Origin of the sequence: Streptomyces sp. NPDC021212 (genome assembly GCF_044332925.1) — a bacterium.
Classification (GTDB): domain Bacteria; phylum Actinomycetota; class Actinomycetes; order Streptomycetales; family Streptomycetaceae; genus Streptomyces.
Genome location: NZ_JBIRPZ010000001.1, coordinates 416,225 through 432,416 on the forward strand (window position 1 = coordinate 416,225; position 16,192 = coordinate 432,416).

General features: G+C 71.6%; 16 protein-coding genes and 2 pseudogenes. 14 read left to right on the forward strand and 4 right to left on the reverse strand.

The genetic code is table 11. From position 1 onward, the window contains the following. Positions 1-4: 4 nt before the first annotated feature. Positions 5-754: an AraC family transcriptional regulator gene (locus tag ACH4SI_RS01835; RefSeq protein WP_398291433.1), complete on the reverse strand. Its 750-nt coding sequence runs from the start codon at positions 752-754 to the stop codon at positions 5-7. A 78-nt stretch (positions 755-832) separates the two neighbouring features. On the opposite strand from ACH4SI_RS01835, the gene ACH4SI_RS01840 reads away from it, so the two are divergent. Next, complete coding sequence (locus ACH4SI_RS01840) at positions 833-1,987, forward strand: MFS transporter (RefSeq protein ID WP_398292310.1); 1,155 nt, start codon at positions 833-835, stop codon at positions 1,985-1,987. On the opposite strand, the gene ACH4SI_RS01845 is transcribed toward ACH4SI_RS01840, so the two are convergent. Further along, positions 1,957-2,556: a hypothetical protein gene (locus ACH4SI_RS01845; protein WP_398291435.1), complete on the reverse strand. Its 600-nt coding sequence runs from the start codon at positions 2,554-2,556 to the stop codon at positions 1,957-1,959. The two genes, ACH4SI_RS01840 and ACH4SI_RS01845, sit on opposite strands and share 31 nt — an antisense overlap. Before the next feature lie 280 nt (positions 2,557-2,836). Between ACH4SI_RS01845 and ACH4SI_RS01850 the strand changes: the two genes are divergently transcribed. The 7 genes from ACH4SI_RS01850 (at position 2,837) to ACH4SI_RS01880 (ending at position 10,501) form a co-directional block, all read left to right on the forward strand. Further along, complete coding sequence (locus tag ACH4SI_RS01850; protein ID WP_398292312.1) at positions 2,837-4,144, forward strand: APC family permease; 1,308 nt, start codon at positions 2,837-2,839, stop codon at positions 4,142-4,144. 27 nt (positions 4,145-4,171) lie between these two features. Continuing rightward, positions 4,172-4,774, forward strand: coding sequence for a TetR/AcrR family transcriptional regulator (locus tag ACH4SI_RS01855; protein ID WP_398291436.1), 603 nt, complete (start codon positions 4,172-4,174; stop codon positions 4,772-4,774). A 50-nt stretch (positions 4,775-4,824) separates the two neighbouring features. Next, the gene (locus ACH4SI_RS01860) at positions 4,825-6,639 is read left to right on the forward strand and encodes a flavin-containing monooxygenase (protein WP_398291438.1); all 1,815 of its coding nucleotides are present in this window, start codon (positions 4,825-4,827) and stop codon (positions 6,637-6,639) included. Next, entirely contained in the window at positions 6,636-8,324 is a 1,689-nt protein-coding gene (locus ACH4SI_RS01865) for a hypothetical protein (RefSeq protein WP_398291440.1), read from the forward strand. Before ACH4SI_RS01860 ends, ACH4SI_RS01865 begins: the two co-directional genes overlap by 4 nt. Then, positions 8,321-9,088, forward strand: a complete 768-nt coding sequence (locus ACH4SI_RS01870; RefSeq protein ID WP_398291442.1) for an SDR family NAD(P)-dependent oxidoreductase — start codon at positions 8,321-8,323, stop codon at positions 9,086-9,088. Before ACH4SI_RS01865 ends, ACH4SI_RS01870 begins: the two co-directional genes overlap by 4 nt. 181 nt (positions 9,089-9,269) lie before the next feature. Continuing rightward, on the forward strand, positions 9,270-9,470 hold the full coding sequence (locus ACH4SI_RS01875) for a ferredoxin (RefSeq protein WP_398291444.1): 201 nt from the start codon (positions 9,270-9,272) through the stop codon (positions 9,468-9,470). Further along, complete coding sequence (locus ACH4SI_RS01880) at positions 9,467-10,501, forward strand: NAD(P)/FAD-dependent oxidoreductase (protein WP_398291446.1); 1,035 nt, start codon at positions 9,467-9,469, stop codon at positions 10,499-10,501. The genes ACH4SI_RS01875 and ACH4SI_RS01880 overlap by 4 nt, the downstream gene beginning before the upstream one ends. A gap of 75 nt (positions 10,502-10,576) precedes the next feature. Here the strand turns inward: ACH4SI_RS01880 and ACH4SI_RS01885 are convergent, their stop codons facing one another. Continuing rightward, the gene (locus tag ACH4SI_RS01885; RefSeq protein ID WP_398291448.1) at positions 10,577-11,341 is read right to left on the reverse strand and encodes a hypothetical protein; all 765 of its coding nucleotides are present in this window, start codon (positions 11,339-11,341) and stop codon (positions 10,577-10,579) included. A 351-nt stretch (positions 11,342-11,692) separates the two neighbouring features. Here ACH4SI_RS01885 and ACH4SI_RS01890 point away from each other — a divergent pair, with 351 nt between their 5' ends. The 6 genes and pseudogenes from ACH4SI_RS01890 to ACH4SI_RS01915 form a co-directional block, all read left to right on the forward strand. Beyond that, complete coding sequence (locus ACH4SI_RS01890; RefSeq protein ID WP_398291450.1) at positions 11,693-11,920, forward strand: hypothetical protein; 228 nt, start codon at positions 11,693-11,695, stop codon at positions 11,918-11,920. Between the two features lie 19 nt (positions 11,921-11,939). Further along, entirely contained in the window at positions 11,940-13,385 is a 1,446-nt protein-coding gene (locus tag ACH4SI_RS01895; RefSeq protein WP_398291452.1) for a PHB depolymerase family esterase, read from the forward strand. An 81-nt stretch (positions 13,386-13,466) separates the two neighbouring features. Continuing rightward, on the forward strand, positions 13,467-14,069 hold the full coding sequence (locus ACH4SI_RS01900) for a 2-keto-4-pentenoate hydratase (protein WP_398291454.1): 603 nt from the start codon (positions 13,467-13,469) through the stop codon (positions 14,067-14,069). Continuing rightward, on the forward strand, positions 14,070-14,255 hold the full coding sequence (locus ACH4SI_RS01905) for a fumarylacetoacetate hydrolase family protein (RefSeq protein ID WP_398291456.1): 186 nt from the start codon (positions 14,070-14,072) through the stop codon (positions 14,253-14,255). A gap of 36 nt (positions 14,256-14,291) precedes the next feature. Next, positions 14,292-14,624, forward strand: a pseudogene (locus ACH4SI_RS01910) (class I SAM-dependent methyltransferase); the annotation flags it as partial. Positions 14,625-14,657: 33 nt separating this feature from the next. After that, a pseudogene (locus ACH4SI_RS01915) lies at positions 14,658-14,786 on the forward strand (hypothetical protein); the annotation flags it as partial. 31 nt (positions 14,787-14,817) lie between these two features. On the opposite strand, the gene ACH4SI_RS01920 reads toward ACH4SI_RS01915, so the two are convergent. Beyond that, positions 14,818-16,161, reverse strand: a complete 1,344-nt coding sequence (locus ACH4SI_RS01920; protein WP_398291458.1) for an MFS transporter — start codon at positions 16,159-16,161, stop codon at positions 14,818-14,820. Positions 16,162-16,192: the final 31 nt, after the last annotated feature.

Consider the following 16,192-nt stretch of genomic DNA (forward strand, 5'->3'; position numbering starts at 1 on the left):
CGGCTCAGCCGGGCCCCGGCTGATGGGTGCCCGGAGTGTGCCCGAACGTACGGCGGAACACATCGATGAACGCGCTGGCGGACGACCAGCCGCACCGGTGCGCCACGGTGGTCACCGAAAGGTCCTCGGCAAGCAGGATCAACGCGTGGTGCAGGCGCAGTTGGGTGCGCCACTGCGGGAAGGTCATGCCGAGGTCGGCCTTGAAGTGGCGGGAGAGCGTGCGGTCGCTGGCCCCGACCTCTTTGCCCAGTGCGGCCAGCGTGCGGCCGTCGGCCGGATCGGCGCGCAGGATCTCGCACACCGCCTTCAGCAGCAGGGTGGTCGGGGTGGGCAGGTGCAGCGGCTGCTGGGGCGAGGCCCGCAACTGGTCGAGCAACACGGCCCGCAGCCGCCCGCGTTCGGGACTGCGGTCGTGCGGGGTGTGGGTGTAGACGAGGATCAGTTCACGGAGGAGGGGCCCGACCGCCAGCACGGTCGGCTCGTCCAGACCGAGCGGATTGTCGCTCGCGGGCAGGCCGACCAGGTGCAGTTCGAGTTCGCCGTGGGCCTGGTGGGCGTGCACGGTGCCGGCCGGTACCCAGATGGCGCGCGTACCCGGCGCGATCCAGGTGCCGGTGCTGGTCGTCACGGCCAGCACACCGCGGCCCGCGTAGACGATCTGGTGGTCGTCGTGGCGGTGGGCGTCGATGGCGGCTCCGGGCGCCAGCCACTGGGTGCGGGTCGGCGCCACGGGCTCGTGGCGGATTTCCGGCATTGGTTGGCAGATTACCGGAAGCACGACAGGGCGCCCGGCGATGACCATGGCGATGTGCCCAGGAAGAGATCCCTCATCATGCTGTCGGTCGGCCACGCCTGCGTGGACGTCTACCAAGGCGCCGTCGCGTCGCTCGTTCCGTTCTTCGTCGCCGAGCGCGCCTACGGCTACGCCGCGGTGTCCGGCGTGGTGCTCGCCGCGTCGCTGCTGTCTTCGGTGGCGCAACCGGTGTTCGGCGCGCTCACCGACCGCTGGGCGATGCCGTGGCTGCTGCCGGTGAGTACGGTCCTCGGCGGGCTGGGCATCGCCCTGAGCGGGGTGAGCGGTTCCTACGGCTGGACGCTCGCGTTCGTGGCCGTGTCCGGCGTCGGGGTCGCCGCGTACCACCCCGAATCCGCCCGCGTGGCGCGGCGCGTCAGCGAGGGCAGCCACGGCGCGATGGCCTGGTTCTCCCTCGGCGGCAACCTCGGCTTCGCCACCGCACCGCTCATGGTCGGCGCCGTCGTCGCCACCGGCGGTCTGCGCCTGTCGCCGCTGCTCGCCGTACCGGCGCTCGTCGGCAGTGCGCTGTGCCTGCCCGTCCTGCGCGCACTGGACACGCCGGGACGTGGCGGCCCCGGCGCCGCGGTGGCGAGGGGCCCCGAGGACATCGCCTCGTTCGTGAAGCTGTCGCTGGCCGTGGTCTGCCGGTCCATCGTGTTCATCGGCCTGAGCACGTTCATCTCGCTGTACGCTCAAGCGCGCCCGGGTGGCAGCACGGTCGCGGGCACCGCGGCGCTGTTCGTGCTCTACCTCGGCGGCGCGGTGGGCTCCGTGCTGGGCGGCCATCTGGCCGACCGCTGGGACCGGGTCACCGTCGCCCACCGGTCGTACCTCGTGACGGTCGCCGCCGTCGCGGGGATCGTGTTCGTGCCCGGCCCGGCGTTCTACGTGTTCGTGGCGCTGACCTCCGTCGGCCTGTACGTCCCGTTCTCCCTGCAGGTCACCCTCGGCCAGGACTGCCTGCCCACTCGCGTCGGCACCGCCGGCGGGGTCACCCTCGGGCTGACCGTCAACGTCGGCGGCCTGGCCGCCCCGCTCATCGGCAGCGTCGCCCACGCGACCTCTCTGCGAACCGCCCTGGCCCCGCTGATCGTGATGCCCGCCCTGAGCTGGCTGCTGTTCCGCACCCTGCCCGAACCCACCGCGCCGGGCGCCGCCGGTCAGCCGCGGGGGCGGCTCTCGTCGTGGTAGCCGAGTTCGAGGTAGCGGGCGCGGGTGCTCCAGGAGCCGAGGTCGGGTGTGTTGGCCAGGACGTCGTGCCAGGGCTGGGCGCCGGGAGCGGCCGCCTCGCCGGGAGCTGCCTTACGGTCGGGGCGCCCGGCCCAGAGCCGCACTCCCGACCGCGCCTGGGACTCGCGGACCGGCTCCCACCGGCCCGCCGAGAACATGCCGGCGAGCTGATGCATGGCGATGAAGCTGGCTATACCGCTCTCGGGGTCCGTGCGGTCCGGGCGCTCGGTGAGGGCGTGCCACAGGAAGTACGGGTTCGGTAGCCGCACGTCGGGCTGGAAGCGGTACACGAGCCGCTCCAGCCTGATCGAGCCGATGCGTGGCAGCTGTATCCGGTTGAGCGGGACGACCTCGCGCGCGTTTCCGGCCCAGGTCAGCCTCTTGTTGCGGCCCCTGTAGCCGGGCTCGCTGAAGACCGTGACATGGAGGCGTTCCCTGCGATCGGGCCGGCGGTTGTGCAGCATGCCCGCGGCGGCGACGCCGCCCACGGAAGCCAGGCCTGCCAGGAGGATTCTGGTCTTGCGCTTCATGAGACGCGGCACCTCGCTTCTGAGGGGACGGGCGCCTCCATCATGCGCCGCCGACGGCCCATTGACCTACCGTCAGATCCGTCCCGGACCATGTCGAGCGGCATCCACGTGGCGACGAGGGCGGCTTGGGTCGATCCGGTCCGTAGCGCATCATCCATCGGCCCGCCGGGAAGGAATCACCTTATTCGCCGCAGAACGCCCCAGGGGAGCCGTCGTGCCCGCAGCCAGAAGCGATGCCGCCGATGCCCCCGGTGCGCCGGGGAGCGGGGAAGACACACGGCTGAAGCGGGCCATCGGACCCAAGCTGCTGATCCTCTTCGTGGTCGGCGACATCCTCGGCACGGGGATCTACGCCACCACCGGTCAGGTGGCGGGCAAGGTCGGCGGGGCGCTGTGGTTGCCGTTCGTCATCGGGTTCGTCGTGGCCATCCTGACGGCGGCCTCGTATGTCGAGCTGGTCGGCAAGTATCCGCAGGCCGCAGGTGCCGCGCTCTACACCCAGAAGGCGTTCAAGGCGCCCTTTCTGACGTTCATCGTCGCCTTCATGGTCATGTGTTCGGGCCTGTCCTCGGCGAGCGCGGCGGCCCGGGCCTTCAGCGGCGACTATCTGGCCGAGTTCACGGACGCCCTCCCGCCCACCCTCGTCGCGATCCTGTTCATCCTCGCCCTGGCCGCGCTCAATCTGCGGGGTGTGTCGGAGTCCGTGAAGGCCAATGTGGTGCTCACGCTGGTCGAGTTGACCGGGCTGCTCATCATTCTCGTGACCGGCGCCTGGGCGGTGCTGGCCGGGGAGGGCGATCCGTCCCGGCTCGGCGAGTTCCGGGCGGAGGGCGGCGGTTACGCGCTGCTCACCAGCGTGCTGGGCGCGACGGCCCTCGGCTTCTTCGCCTTCGTCGGCTTCGAGGACTCCGTCAACATGGCCGAGGAGACCAAGGACCCCCGGCGCACCTTCCCCCGCGCCATCTTCACCGGGGTCGCCGTCACCGGCACCCTCTACGTCCTGATCGCCCTGGTGTCCTCCCTGCTCGTGGACTACCGGGTGCTGGAGGGCTCGAGCGGCCCCCTGCTGGAGGTCGTCGAGGTCGGCGGGCTCGACTTCCCGCCCAAGCTGTTCGCGCTGATCGCCTTGTTCGCGGTCACCAACTCGGCCCTGATCAACGTCATGATGGCGTCCCGCCTCTGCTACGGCATGGCGAACGAACGCATCCTGCCGCGCGCCATGGGCCGCGTGCTCGCCGGGCGCCGCACCCCCGTCGTCGGGATCGTGTTCGTCTCCCTCCTCGCCATCGGTCTGGTGTCCACCGGGGAGATCGCCGGGCTCGGAGACACCACGGCCTTCCTGCTCCTGTGCGTGTTCGTCATCGTCAACGTCGCCGTCCTCGTGCTGCGCCGCGACCGCGTCGAACACCGGCACTTCCGTACGCCGACCCCGCTGCCCGTGCTGGGCGCGATCACGGCCCTGGTGCTGGCAAGTCCGCTGGCCGACCGGCCCGCACACGTGTACATCAGGGCGGGCGTGCTGCTGGCCGTCGGCATCGGGCTGTGGGTGCTCAACAGGGCGGTGATGAAGGCGCGCGGCGAGGCGTGAGCCGGGGGTGAAGTACGGTCTGGGAGAGTGACGAATCAGCGAAAGCCACGGGGCCCGTACCGCAAGAGCGCGGAGCGACGGGAACAGATCCTCCAGGCCGCCTACGAGGCCATCGACGAGTACGGAGAGCGGGCCTCCCTGCAGGACATCGCCGCCCGGGTCGGGGTGACGCAGCCCGCGCTGACGTACTACTTCCCCACCCGCGACGAACTGCTCCTCGCGGTCCTGGAGCGGCGGGACGTGCTGGGCAAGGCGTTCGCCCGTGCCGCCGGGGACGGCGAGACCGTGACCGACGGCATGGTGGCGGGCACCCGCCTCATCACCGACCACCCCGGGTTGGCCAAGCTGTACGTCACGCTCTCGGCGGCGGCCACCGATCCGGAGAGCCCCGTGCACAGCCACTTCGCCGAGCGCTACCGGAGCCTCGCGGGGGAGGCCGCGCAGGACTTCGAGGAGGGGCAGCGGACCGGTGAGATCCGCGCCGACGAACCCGCCGACCACCTGGCCAGGGTGGTACTGGCGGTGATGGACGGTCTGCAACTCCAGTGGATGCACGACCCGACGGTGGATATCGCGGCGATCGCCGAGACGTTCGCGCGGATGCTCGCGCCTTCGGCCGACGACCAATAAATTTTTAGGGTGATAGATTTTCGGCGTCCGCTACCGGAAGGGGGACGCCGATGTCCGCCACCCCGCCCCGTCCGCCGCAGGACCTCGATTTCGACCCGGAGGTCTTACGCGCTCGCTACCGTGCCGAGCGCGAGCGCCGCGTCCGCCCCGACGGCAGCGCCCAATACCGGGGCGTCGGCGGCGAGTTCGGCTACTACGCCGACGACCCCTACGCCGACCCCGGGTTCACGCGAGAGCCGCTGCACGATCGCGTGGAGGTGGCGATCGTCGGTGGCGGCTTCGGTGGTCTGCTGGCCGCCGCCCGGCTGAGACAGGCGGGCGTGGAGTCGATCCGGGTGATCGACAAGGGCGGGGACTTCGGCGGCACCTGGTACTGGAACCGCTACCCGGGCATCCACTGCGACATCGAGTCGTACATCTACATGCCGCTGCTGGAAGAGGTCGGCTACGTCCCGAAGTGGCGCTACGCGCCCGGGGAGGAGATCCGGCAGCACGCGCGGGCCATCGCGCGCCACTTCGGCCTCTACGACGACGCCTGCTTCCAGACCCAGGTGACCGAACTCCGCTGGGACGACGACCAGCTGGAGTGGACGGTCGCCACCGACCGGGGCGACCGCATACGGGCCCGCTACGTGATCACCTCCACCGGCACCCTGAGCCAGGCCAAGCTCCCGGGCATTCCCGGCATCGAGACCTATCGAGGCCACACCTTCCACACCAGCCGCTGGGACTACGACTACACCGGCGGCGACGCGGGCGGCGGGCTGCGCAAGCTGGCAGACAAGCGCGTCGCCCTCATCGGCACCGGCGCCACCGCCATCCAGGTCGTGCCCCACCTCGGGGAGGACGCCGAGCACCTGTACGTCTTCCAGCGCACGCCCTCCTCGGTCGACCTGCGCGACAACCGCCCCACCGACCCCGGGTGGGCCGAGTCGCTCCAGCCGGGCTGGCAGCGGCGCCGCATGGAGAACTTCCTGAAGGTCGTCACCGGCGTGCGCACGGACAAGGACCTGGTGAACGACTCCTGGACCAGCAGCGCCCGGCTCCAGGAGAAGCTGATCCCGACCAACGCCTACGCGGACGTACCCCCCGAGGACCGGGAACGGCTGTACGAGATCGCCGACTTCCAGAAGATGAACGAGATCCGCGACCGGGTCGACGCCATCGTCCAGGACCCGGCCACGGCGGAGAAGCTCAAGCCCTGGTACCGCTACATGTGCAAGCGGCCCACGTTCAGCGACCACTACCTCCAGACCTTCAACCGGCCGAACGTCACCCTCGTCGACACCGCCGACACCCACGGCGTGGAGCGGATGACGGAAACCGCTGTCGTGGTCGGCGGCACCGAGTACGAGGTGGACTGCGTCATCTTCGCGACCGGCTTCGAGGTGGGGGTCTCCGGAATCCTCTCCGGACAGCTACCGGTGTACGGCAGGGGAGGCGTGGCGCTCTTCGAGGCGTGGGCGGACGGCCCCAAGACCCTCCACGGCTTCTGCACCCACGGCTTCCCCAACCTCTTCCAGCTGGGCCCGCTGCAGAACGCGTCCTCCGTGAACTTCGTTCACGTCCTGGACGAACAGGCCCACCACGTCGCCGAGATGGTCGCCGAGGCCCACAAGCGCCGCGCCCGGTACGTCGAACCCACCTCCGCGGCGCAGGACGCGTGGCTGGCCGCTCTCCGGGACAACGCACCTGACCTGCACGCGTTCCAGGCGGAGTGCACCCCGGGCTACTACAACAACGAGGGCATGCCCCGGAAGCGCAACGCGTACGCCGACGGGCCGGTGGCCTTCCACGACCTGCTCCGCCACTGGCGCGCCGGCGGTGGCATGGACGACGTACTGGTCGAGGCGGAGGAAGCGTGAACACACCGCGCCACAACCGGTTCGGCGACACCGGTGGCACCGGCGGCGACCTGGCCCTCTCCGGCTCACGCCTGCGCGCGCGGCGGCTCAACCCGCCCAGCCCGCTGTGGGGTTCGAACGGCGTCGCCTTCGGCCCCGACGGGCGGCTGTACGTGGCCCAGTACCTCGCCGGGCAGATCAGCGCCGTGGACCCGGCCACCGGGGACATCGAGGTGGTCGTGCCGATGGACGGCCCGGTGCAGTCCCCGGACGACCTCGCCTTCGGCGCGGACGGGTCGATGTACATCGCCGACCTCATCCCCGGCCGCGTGTGGCGGCGCAGCCCGCAGGGCGCGTTCACCCTGGTCTCGGACGAGGTGAAGGTGGTCAACGGCATCACCTGCGTCGGTGACCGGCTCTTCGTCAACGAGATGCGGCCCGGCGGCCGGCTGCTGGAGCTGTTCCCGGACGGCGGCGAGCCCGTGGTGCTCACCGAAGGGCTCGCCCTCGGCAACGCGATGCAGCTCGGTCCGGACGGCTGGTTGTACTACCCGCACATGATGACGAACCAGGTGTGGCGGATCCCGCCCGACGGTGGTGTGCCCGAGGTGGTCGCCGAGGAGGTGCACGAGCCGGTCGCGGTCCGCTTCGACCAGGGCGGGGAGCTGCATGTGCTCTCGCGCGGGGTGGAGGGCATCGTCACCCGGATCGACCTGCACGGCAGCGGTTCGCGCACGCTTCTCACCAGCGGCCTGGTGGGTCTGGACAACGCGGCGTTCGACGCGGAGAACCGCATGTTCGTCTCCAGCTACGCCAGCGGCGGCATCACCGAACTGCACCCCGACGGCCGCACCCGGGAGGTCGTCCCCCGCGGCCTCGACGGCCCGTACGGTGTGACGGTCGACCTCGGTGGCACGGTGTACGTGGCCGACCACTACCGGCTGGCCGGCCCCGCGCTCACCGACGAGGGCGATCCGGTCGCCGCCGACGGGGCAGACGCGTCGGGCGGGGCGGGCGGCGTCACCTCGCTCACCCTGATGCCCTTCGCGCACGGTGTGACCACCGCCGACGGACTCGTGCACTTCACGTCCCAGTACGGCGACGTCCACACCCACGATCCCGGCCGGCGGACCACGCGGCAACGGGCCACGGGCCTGAACGAGCCGGTCGGCATCACCGTGGGACCGGACGGCTCACTCGTCGTCGCGGAGGCGGGCGCCGGCCGGGTCGTGTCCATCGACGACGGAGACACCGTCACCGTCCTCGCCGAAGGGCTCGGCCATCCGGTGGACGTGGCCTTCGACACCGTGGGGCGCTGCCATGTGAGCGACGACCGGCTCGGGGCCGTCCTCCGGATCGGCGGGGACGGGACGACGACGGTCGTCGCGGACGGCCTCGGTGCGCCCCACGGGCTGGCAGTCCTCGGCGACACGCTGTTCACGGTGGAGACCGGGCCGCGCAGGCTGACGGCGATCTCGCTGAGCACGGGGGAGCGCCGGACCGAAGCCGAGGACTTGCCGGTCGGACAGCCCCCGGGCACCGCTACCCGGACCGCGCCCGCGCTCTTCACCCACGGCATCGTCGGCGCTCCCCGCCCGTTCGCCGGGCTCGCCAGCGGTCCGGACGGCTCGCTCCTGCTCTCGGCCAATGGGGAGGGAACGGTATGGCAGTTGAAGACGGGACACAGGGAGAAGGCGGTCATATGAGCGGTACGGGTCTTGAAGGCCGGAGTGTCGTCGTCACCGGCGCCGCGTCCGGCATCGGCAGGGCCGCGGCGCTGCAATTCGCGCGGGCAGGCGCGAAGGTGCTGGTCGCGGATGTCGACCGGGCGGGTGCGGAGGAGGCCGTGGGGGAGGTCGAGGCCGCCGGGGGAAGCGCCCTGGCGGTCGTCGGTGATCTGAGCGATCAGCAGGTGGTGGACGCCGTGGTCGAGCGGGCCGTCGCTGCCTTCGGTGGCGTGGACGTCCTGGTGAACAACGCCGGGATCATGGACCGTATGTCCGCGCTCGGCGAGACCGACGACGCCGAGTGGGAGCGGGTCATCCGGATCAACCTGACGGCGCCGTTCCTGCTGACCCGTGCGGCGCTGCCGCACATGCTCGCCGCCGGACGCGGGTCGATCGTCTTCACGGCGTCCGAGGCAGCCTTGCGCGGCAGCACGGCCGGTGCCGCGTACACCGCCTCCAAGCACGGCATCGTCGGCCTGGTGAAGAACCTGGCCGTCATGTACCGGGGCCAGGGCATACGCGCCAACGCCATCGCCCCCGGCCCCACCCTGACCGGTATACGGGTGGACGCCGTCCAGGAAGCCCATGGGCCCGCCGTCATCGGCAAGCTGAGCGCCGCCACCATGGGCCGGTACGGGTCGGCGGAGGAGCAGGCCGCCGCCATCGTCTTCCTGGCCTCCGACGCCGCGTCCTTCGTCAACGGTGCCGTCCTCCCGGTCGACGACGCCTGGGCCGCCGTCTGACTGATCGGGACGAGCAGGTGAGCGCGGCGGTCCGCCCGGTCACCGGGCATCTCGAGGCTCTGGGCGCTCCCAGCTGGTACGCCCGGTTCATCGCTCAGGATCGCTTAAACCATCCGCTTGACTGTATTAAATCGTCGGGTTTACTTATGTGGGTCAACGGATCGGCAAAGGAGCATCGGCGATGAAGGTCACTGTGGACGACGAAAAGTGCTGCGCCGCGGGCACCTGCGTCATGATCGCGCCGGAGGTGTTCGACCAGCGTGAGGAGGACGGCATCGTGATCCTGCTCGACGCGGCGCCCTCCGCGGAGCATCACGATGCGGTACGTGAGTGTGTGCAGGTGTGTCCCGCGGGCGCGATCCAGGTGAGCGAGGACGCGTGAGCGCTCCCTCCAGTGTCCTGGTGGTCGGGGCCTCGGCGGGTGGGCTCTCCACCGCGGAGGCCCTGCGACGCAAGGGATTCCAGGGCGGTCTGACCGTGCTGGGTGCCGAGTCGCACCAGCCCTACGACCGGCCGCCGCTGTCCAAGCAGGTCCTTTCCGGCGCCTGGGAACCGGACCGCGTCACGCTGCGCCTGCCCGAGCAACTGTCCTCGTTGGACGCCGAGTTCGTCCTGGGGGATGCGGCTGTCGGCCTCGACGCGGAGGCGCGTACCGTCCACACCGCGTCCGGGCGTGTGCTGCGGGCTGACGCGATCGTCGTGGCGACTGGGCTGCGGCCCCGTATGTTCGCCGGACAGGACGGTCTGGCCGGGGTCCATGTGCTGCGTACGCTCGATGACGCGGTGGCGCTGCGGGCCGGGCTGTTGGGCGCCTCGCGTGTCGTGGTGGTGGGGGACGGGGTGCTCGGTACGGAGATCGCCGCCACCGCCCGGACCATGGGGGCGTCGGTCACGCTGGCCGGACCGCAACCGGCCCCGCTGGAGAGCCAGTTCGGCCCGCTCATAGCGGGCCGGCTCGCCGCACTGCACGCCGAGCACGGCGTCGACCTGCGGCTCGGCGCCGCGGTCACCGGGCTGGCCGAACAGGATGGACGTGTGGCGGGCGTGTGTCTGGCCACCGGTGAGGTGCTGCCCGCCGATGTGGTCGTGGTGGCGTTCGGTTCCGCCCCGGCGACGGACTGGCTGGCGGGCAGCGGCCTGAAAGTCGACAACGGGGTGGTGTGCGACTCCTCGTGCCGTGTCGCGGACGGTGTCTACGCGGTCGGGGACGTGGCCCGCTGGCACCATGAGGGCCTGGGTGCCCTGCTGCGGCTGGAGAACCGCACCAACGCCACCGAGCAGGCGGGCCACGTCGCTGCCGCCATCCTCGGCGAGAGCCGCCCGTACACCCCGGTGCCGTACTTCTGGACCGACCAGTTCGACGTCAAGATCCAGGTGTACGGCCTGAGTCCTCGCTGCTGCGCGCCGGACTGATCCCCCGGCTGCGGACCCCGCGGCGCGCGGAAGGCGACGGGGACGGTGACGCCGCGCCCGCGGCCGTACGCATCCTCACGCCCGGCGCGGACCCGTTGCGCACCCACGCCGACCGGTTCCTGCCCGTACCCGACACCGACGCCGACACGTGGTCTCGCCGAACTTCGCCACACCGCTCTGTCCACCGAGGTTCATGATGCTGCTCGGCGTCCGGAAGGTGACGGAGTGGTCTCCCGCGGTGACATGCACGCTGAGCCCGTTCGCCGTGATGTCCGCGGCGGAGGTGATCAGCACCTCGCACTCGCCGTCCGAACAGGCGGCGGTGTTCTTGCCGTCCGCGGCCTTGGGCAGCGGGCCGGTGGGGGCGGGGTCGGGCGAGGGCGAGTCCGGCTCCTCGGCGGGCTTCCGGTCCGGGGCGCACTGCTTCGCGCGCTGCTGCGCGGCCGCGAGCTGCGGATTCTTCTTCGTCAGCGCGGGCAGGTCCGGCTCGGGCGAGGTGAGGGACTGGACGAACTTGTCGATGTCCGCGGCAGCGCGTTCGGCCTCGGTGAAGGTCGCACTCGGGGACATCTCGTCGAGCTGGGGCACGACGCGCTTCATCTTCTTCAGCCAGGCGTCGAGCAGTCGGTCGGCCGCGGGGACACCCGACGGGTCGAGGTTCCTCAGGTCCCGGTCCACGTCGTTCACCACCATCTGTGTCCTGGAGAGGTAGCCGGCGGCCCGGGCTTCGGCGAAGATCTCGTCGTCCGGGTCCCGGATCTCCTTCAGAGTCGCCGTGCTGTCCGTGCGCAGCTTCGTGAGCGTGCGCGTCGACTCGCACATGCCGCCGACCCACGTCACCAGCTCCTTGGACGGCGGCCGGGTCGGCGTCGGCGGCGCTCTCCCTCGTGAACATCCGATGACCTCTCTCCGTGCTGTGATCACGTTGCCGTGATCCCAGTTCAACGGGGTGCGGGATTGTTCAGTCACCCGGTCCGCACCCCTGAACAACGAAAGCTTTCCGGTAGGCGACTCCGGGCTCGCCTGGGTGACCGCGCATCCGCGGCCGGCCAACTCCCGGGTTGTCGCTCCCGCCGGCCCGGCCGGGGAGCGAGGCCGCCGAGGGCTGGGACGCGCTGGACGCGCGGCTCCTGGAACTGCTCGGCGCCGATGGCCGTATGTAGACGAGCCGGGTGCTCTCCGGCCTCCGTCATGGCGGGCCCGCACAATCTGGTGATCGACGTCTGGCTGCGCGCCCTGGGCGACGTCCACGCCTTCGAGGCGCATCCGGCCCGGCGGCTGCCCCGCCTGACCATTGACGACCGTTCGCTGGTCCTGCGCACCGTCAAGCACATGGGGCGACGGCTCGACGACGACGGCCGCTCCGTGGGCATCGTGCCGCTGCCGTGTGGGGTGCCAGCCGTGGGAGCGCTTCCATGACGGGTGTGTTCATGCCACGATGCTGCGCGGGCAGGCCGCGCGCGGGGGCGTATCTCAGCGGCATGTCCTGATCACGATCGATCCGCAACCGCGATCAGGAAGGGATGAGGACGTGTCCCCATCGATCCGCACCACCCCGCGAGGACCACGGCGTTCGGTGCTCATCGCCCTCGTCGGGGCGTTGGCTTCGTTACTGGCGGTCATGCTGCTGGGCGCGCCCACGGCCTCGGCCCGTACGGCGGTTTCCGGTACGGCGGTTTCCGGTACGGCCACCACCAAGGCCCCGACCGCCGCCCTGACCGAGATCAAGAACTTCGGCACCAACCCCAGCAACCTCCAGATGTACCTGTACGTCCCGAACAACGTCGCCCCGAACCCGGCAGTGGTGGTGGTCGTGCACTACTGCACGGGATCCGGGCCCGCGATGTACTCCGGCACCGAGTTCGCCTCCCTGGCCGACCGGTACGGCTTCATCGCCGTGTACCCGTCCGTCACCCGCGCCAGCAAGTGCTTCGACGTCTCCTCACCGCAAGCGCTGCGCCGCGGCGGGGGAAGCGATCCGGTGGGCATCAAGTCGATGGTCGACTGGACGGTCCGCACCTATGGCGCTGACACCAGCAGGGTCTTCGCCACCGGCACCTCCTCCGGGGCGATGATGACCAACGTCCTGCTCGGGGACTACCCCGATGTGTTCGCGGCCGGTTCCGCGTTCGCGGGCGTGCCGTTCGCGTGCTTCGCCACGACCAACGGATCGGAGTGGAACAGCGACTGCGCGAACGGCGCCATCACCCGCACCCCGCAGCAGTGGGGCGATCTGGTCCGCGGCGCCTACCCGGGCTACAGCGGGCCCCGGCCGCGCATGCAGCTCTGGCACGGAACGCAGGACGACGTCCTGCGCTACCCCAACTTCGGGGAGGAGATCAAGCAGTGGACGAACGTCCAGGGCGTCGGCCAGACTCCGGCCCGCACCGACTCCCCCCAGTCCGGCTGGACCCGCACCCGCTACGGCTCCACCGGTGACCGGGCCCCCGTCGAGGCCATCAGCCTTCAGGGCGTCGACCACAACCTGGTCACCAGCGGCATGGCGGCCCGAGTGATCACGTTCTTCGGCCTGGACGCGGGCGGCCCCGGGCCCCAGCCGCAGCCGGGCGCCTGCCGGGTGTCGGCCACCACCAGCGCCTGGAGCACCGGCCTGACCACCTCCGTGACCGTCACCAATACGGGCACGAGCACGCTGAACGGCTGGCAGTTGGGCTTCACCCTGCCCTCCGGCCAGGCCATCACCGGCGGCTGGGGCGCCACGTACAGCCCCGCGAGCGGGGCCGTGACCGCCACCAACGCCGCCTACAACGGCACACTCGCCCCGGGCGCGAGCGTCACCATCGGCTACCAGGCCCATCACACCGGCGCCACGGGCGCTCCCGGCGCCTTCATGCTCAACGGTCAGGTGTGCACGACCGTCTGACGCCCACCGGGGGATATCTTCGCGTTGCACGCGCGGCTCGTCCACGCCGCGGGCGAGCCGCATGGCAACGAGGAGCCCGGGATGACCCTGACCGACGCACAGCGCGAGGAAGCCGGCGGACTGCTGCGGGAGGCCGAGCGGCGCGTGGCGCCGATCGACCCGCTGTCGGAGCTGATGCCCGGCCTCGACGTGGCCGACGCCTACGCCGTCCAGCGCGACAACATCGCCCGGCGCCTGGCCGCCGGTGCCACGGTCGTCGGCCACAAGGTCGGGCTGACCGCGGCCGCGATGCGGCGGCTCCTCGGCGTGGACGAGCCGGACTTCGGGCACCTGCTGGACGACATGGTCCACCGCGACGGCGGCTCCGTATCCGCGGCGCGCTACTGCGCCCCGCGCATCGAACCGGAGATCTGCTTCCGGCTCGCCGAGCCGCTGAGCGGACCGGGCGTCACCGTCGACGACGTCCTCGCCGCCACCGAGGCGGTCGCCCCGGCCCTGGAGATCGTGGACAGCCGGATCCGCGACTGGAAGATCACCCTGGCCGATACGGTGGCCGACAACGCCAGTTCCGCCGGTCTGGTCTGCGGCGCCTGGACACCCCTGGCCGAGGCGCCCGACCTGGCCGCCGTCCTGGTCGACCTGGTGGTCGACGGCGAGCGGGTCGCCTCGGGCAGCGGGAGCTAGGTGCTGGGCCACCCCGCGGCCGCGGTCGCCTGGCTGGCCAGCACCCTCGCCGAGTTCGGCACCGCCCTGGGGCCCGGGCACCTGGTGCTGCCCGGCACCATGACGGGCGCCCCCTTCGTCAGCGCCGGGCAGCGGATCGAGGCACGCTTCAGCGGCCTCGGACCGGTGTCGGTGACCTTCACCTGACGTCCGTCCGACGCCGTGAGAGGTGGTGGGTGGGAAGTGGCCGCCTGGGAAGGGGACGAGACGCTGTTCTCCGGCACGGCCGCCTACTACGGGCGCGGGCGGCTCCCGTACGCGCCCGGGCCGGCGGATGTGCTCGGCGAGGCCCTGCGGCTCGACGGGCGAGGGCGGCTCATGGTGGGATGCGGTCCGGGTACCCTCGCTCCGAGCCTGGCGCACCCGTTCGGCGACATCGTCGGCGTGGACCCGGACCACGGGATGATCGCCGAAGCCGGTCGCGAGGCCGCCGAGCGCGGAGTGGCGGGAAAGACGCGGTGGGTGCGGGCCCGGGTGGAGGAACTGCCCGCGGGGCCGGGGACTTTCACCGTCGCGCGTGGGTGATCGCCGCCGATCGAGGAGGCGTCATTGTCAACATCGTCTCGACCGCCGGTTTTCAGGGGCGTCGCGCCGGGCCTGGTCGCCTACGTCGCGTCCAAGCACGGAGCGCGCGGCGCGACGAGTCAACTGGCGCTCGAACTCGCCCCGTACAACATCCGGGTGCTCCGCGTCGCCCCGACGTACACGGTCACCAAGGCAACCTCGAAGCCGCCGCGGCCGCGCCGCAACCCCCTGCGTCCGGTGGCGACGTCGCCGCCACGACCGGCAGTGTCCTCGGCCGCGTCCGGGAATACTTCGCTCGCGGACGCCGAAGAAACCAGCTGACGGGAGCGGACGGTACGGACGGCCGACGGGACGTGGCGAGCGCGAGGAGCGCGGCGACTGCGATGAGCGCGCAGACGGCACCCCAGCCCAGCTGGACGTAGGCCCGGGTGCCGAGCCACGATCCGGCGCTGCCGCCGAGGAACGAGCAGGTCATATAGCCGGTGTTCAGCCGGCTGCGGGCGTCGGGCCGCAGGGCGAAGATGCGGGCCTGGTTGGCGACCTGGCCGCACTGCACCGCCACGTCGAGGAGCAGCAGCCCGGCGGCCAGCGCCACGAGCCCCACCGCACCGCCCAGCGAGCCCGCGGTGAGCACCGCCGCGGCGGCGATCGCGGCCAGGACGCACCACAGGTTCACCCGGTCGGCGCCGAGCCGGTCGACCCAGCGTCCGGCCGCGGGGGCGCAGAACATGCTGCCCGCGCCGATCAGGGCCAGTAGCCCCACGGCCTGCGTGCCCATGCCGTACGTGGGGCCGGTGACCAGCAGGGCCAGCGCGGTCCAGGCGGCGCTGAACCCGCCGAACACGGTGACCTGGAAGTACACCGAGCGCCGCAACTCCCGCTCGCCGCGCAGCATCCGCAGGGTGTCGGCGAGCAGCGTCGGGTAGCGGTCCCGCACCGCCGGGGCGGTGGCGGGCAGGGCGAACCCGAGGACGACGGCGAGCAGTCCGGTGAGGGCGGCGGCGACGACGTACGGAGCGCGCCACCCCAGATGCTCGCCCAGCACTCCGCCGAACGTGCGGGCCAGCAGGATGCCGCCGATCAGACCCGCCTGCAGGGTGCCGATGACACTGCCGCGACGGTCGGGCTCGACCAGCCCCGCCGCCATGGGCAGCAGGAGCTGCGGGACCACCGTCGCCACGCCGACCACGGTGCCGGCCGCGAGCAGCGGGCCGGTGGCCGGGGCGAGCCCGGCGGCCAGGAGGGCGAGCCCGGTCACGGCGAGCAGCCCGGTGATCAGCGGACGGCGCGGAAGGCGGTCGCCCAGCGGCACCAGCAGAAAGATCCCGGCCGCGTAGCCGAGCTGCGTCACCGTCGCCACGACCGCGGCCGTGGCCGGGGCGATGCCGAGGCCATGGGCGATGAGCGGCGTCAGAGCCTGCGGGAAGTAGATGTTCGCGACACTGACACCGCAGGCCAGTGCCATGATCAGGGGCAGCTTCCGCCCGACGCCCCTGGGGTCCGGGGCGGGCGGATCGTTCCGGGGCATCACACATCTCCACGTCGAACGAACTAGATGG

Excerpts from the sequence above, each read along its gene's own strand:
- ACH4SI_RS01835 (WP_398291433.1), bottom strand. The coding sequence starts at position 754 with ATGCCGGAAATCCGCCACGAGCCCGTGGCGCCGACCCGCACCCAGTGG.
- ACH4SI_RS01895 (WP_398291452.1), top strand. The coding sequence starts at position 11,940 with ATGCTGCGCGGGCAGGCCGCGCGCGGGGGCGTATCTCAGCGGCATGTC.
- ACH4SI_RS01890 (WP_398291450.1), top strand. The coding sequence starts at position 11,693 with ATGGCGGGCCCGCACAATCTGGTGATCGACGTCTGGCTGCGCGCCCTG.
- ACH4SI_RS01900 (WP_398291454.1), top strand. The coding sequence starts at position 13,467 with ATGACCCTGACCGACGCACAGCGCGAGGAAGCCGGCGGACTGCTGCGG.
- ACH4SI_RS01920 (WP_398291458.1), bottom strand. The coding sequence starts at position 16,161 with ATGCCCCGGAACGATCCGCCCGCCCCGGACCCCAGGGGCGTCGGGCGG.
- ACH4SI_RS01875 (WP_398291444.1), top strand. The coding sequence starts at position 9,270 with ATGAAGGTCACTGTGGACGACGAAAAGTGCTGCGCCGCGGGCACCTGC.
- ACH4SI_RS01845 (WP_398291435.1), bottom strand. The coding sequence starts at position 2,556 with ATGAAGCGCAAGACCAGAATCCTCCTGGCAGGCCTGGCTTCCGTGGGC.
- ACH4SI_RS01860 (WP_398291438.1), top strand. The coding sequence starts at position 4,825 with ATGTCCGCCACCCCGCCCCGTCCGCCGCAGGACCTCGATTTCGACCCG.
- ACH4SI_RS01840 (WP_398292310.1), top strand. The coding sequence starts at position 833 with ATGCTGTCGGTCGGCCACGCCTGCGTGGACGTCTACCAAGGCGCCGTC.
- ACH4SI_RS01870 (WP_398291442.1), top strand. The coding sequence starts at position 8,321 with ATGAGCGGTACGGGTCTTGAAGGCCGGAGTGTCGTCGTCACCGGCGCC.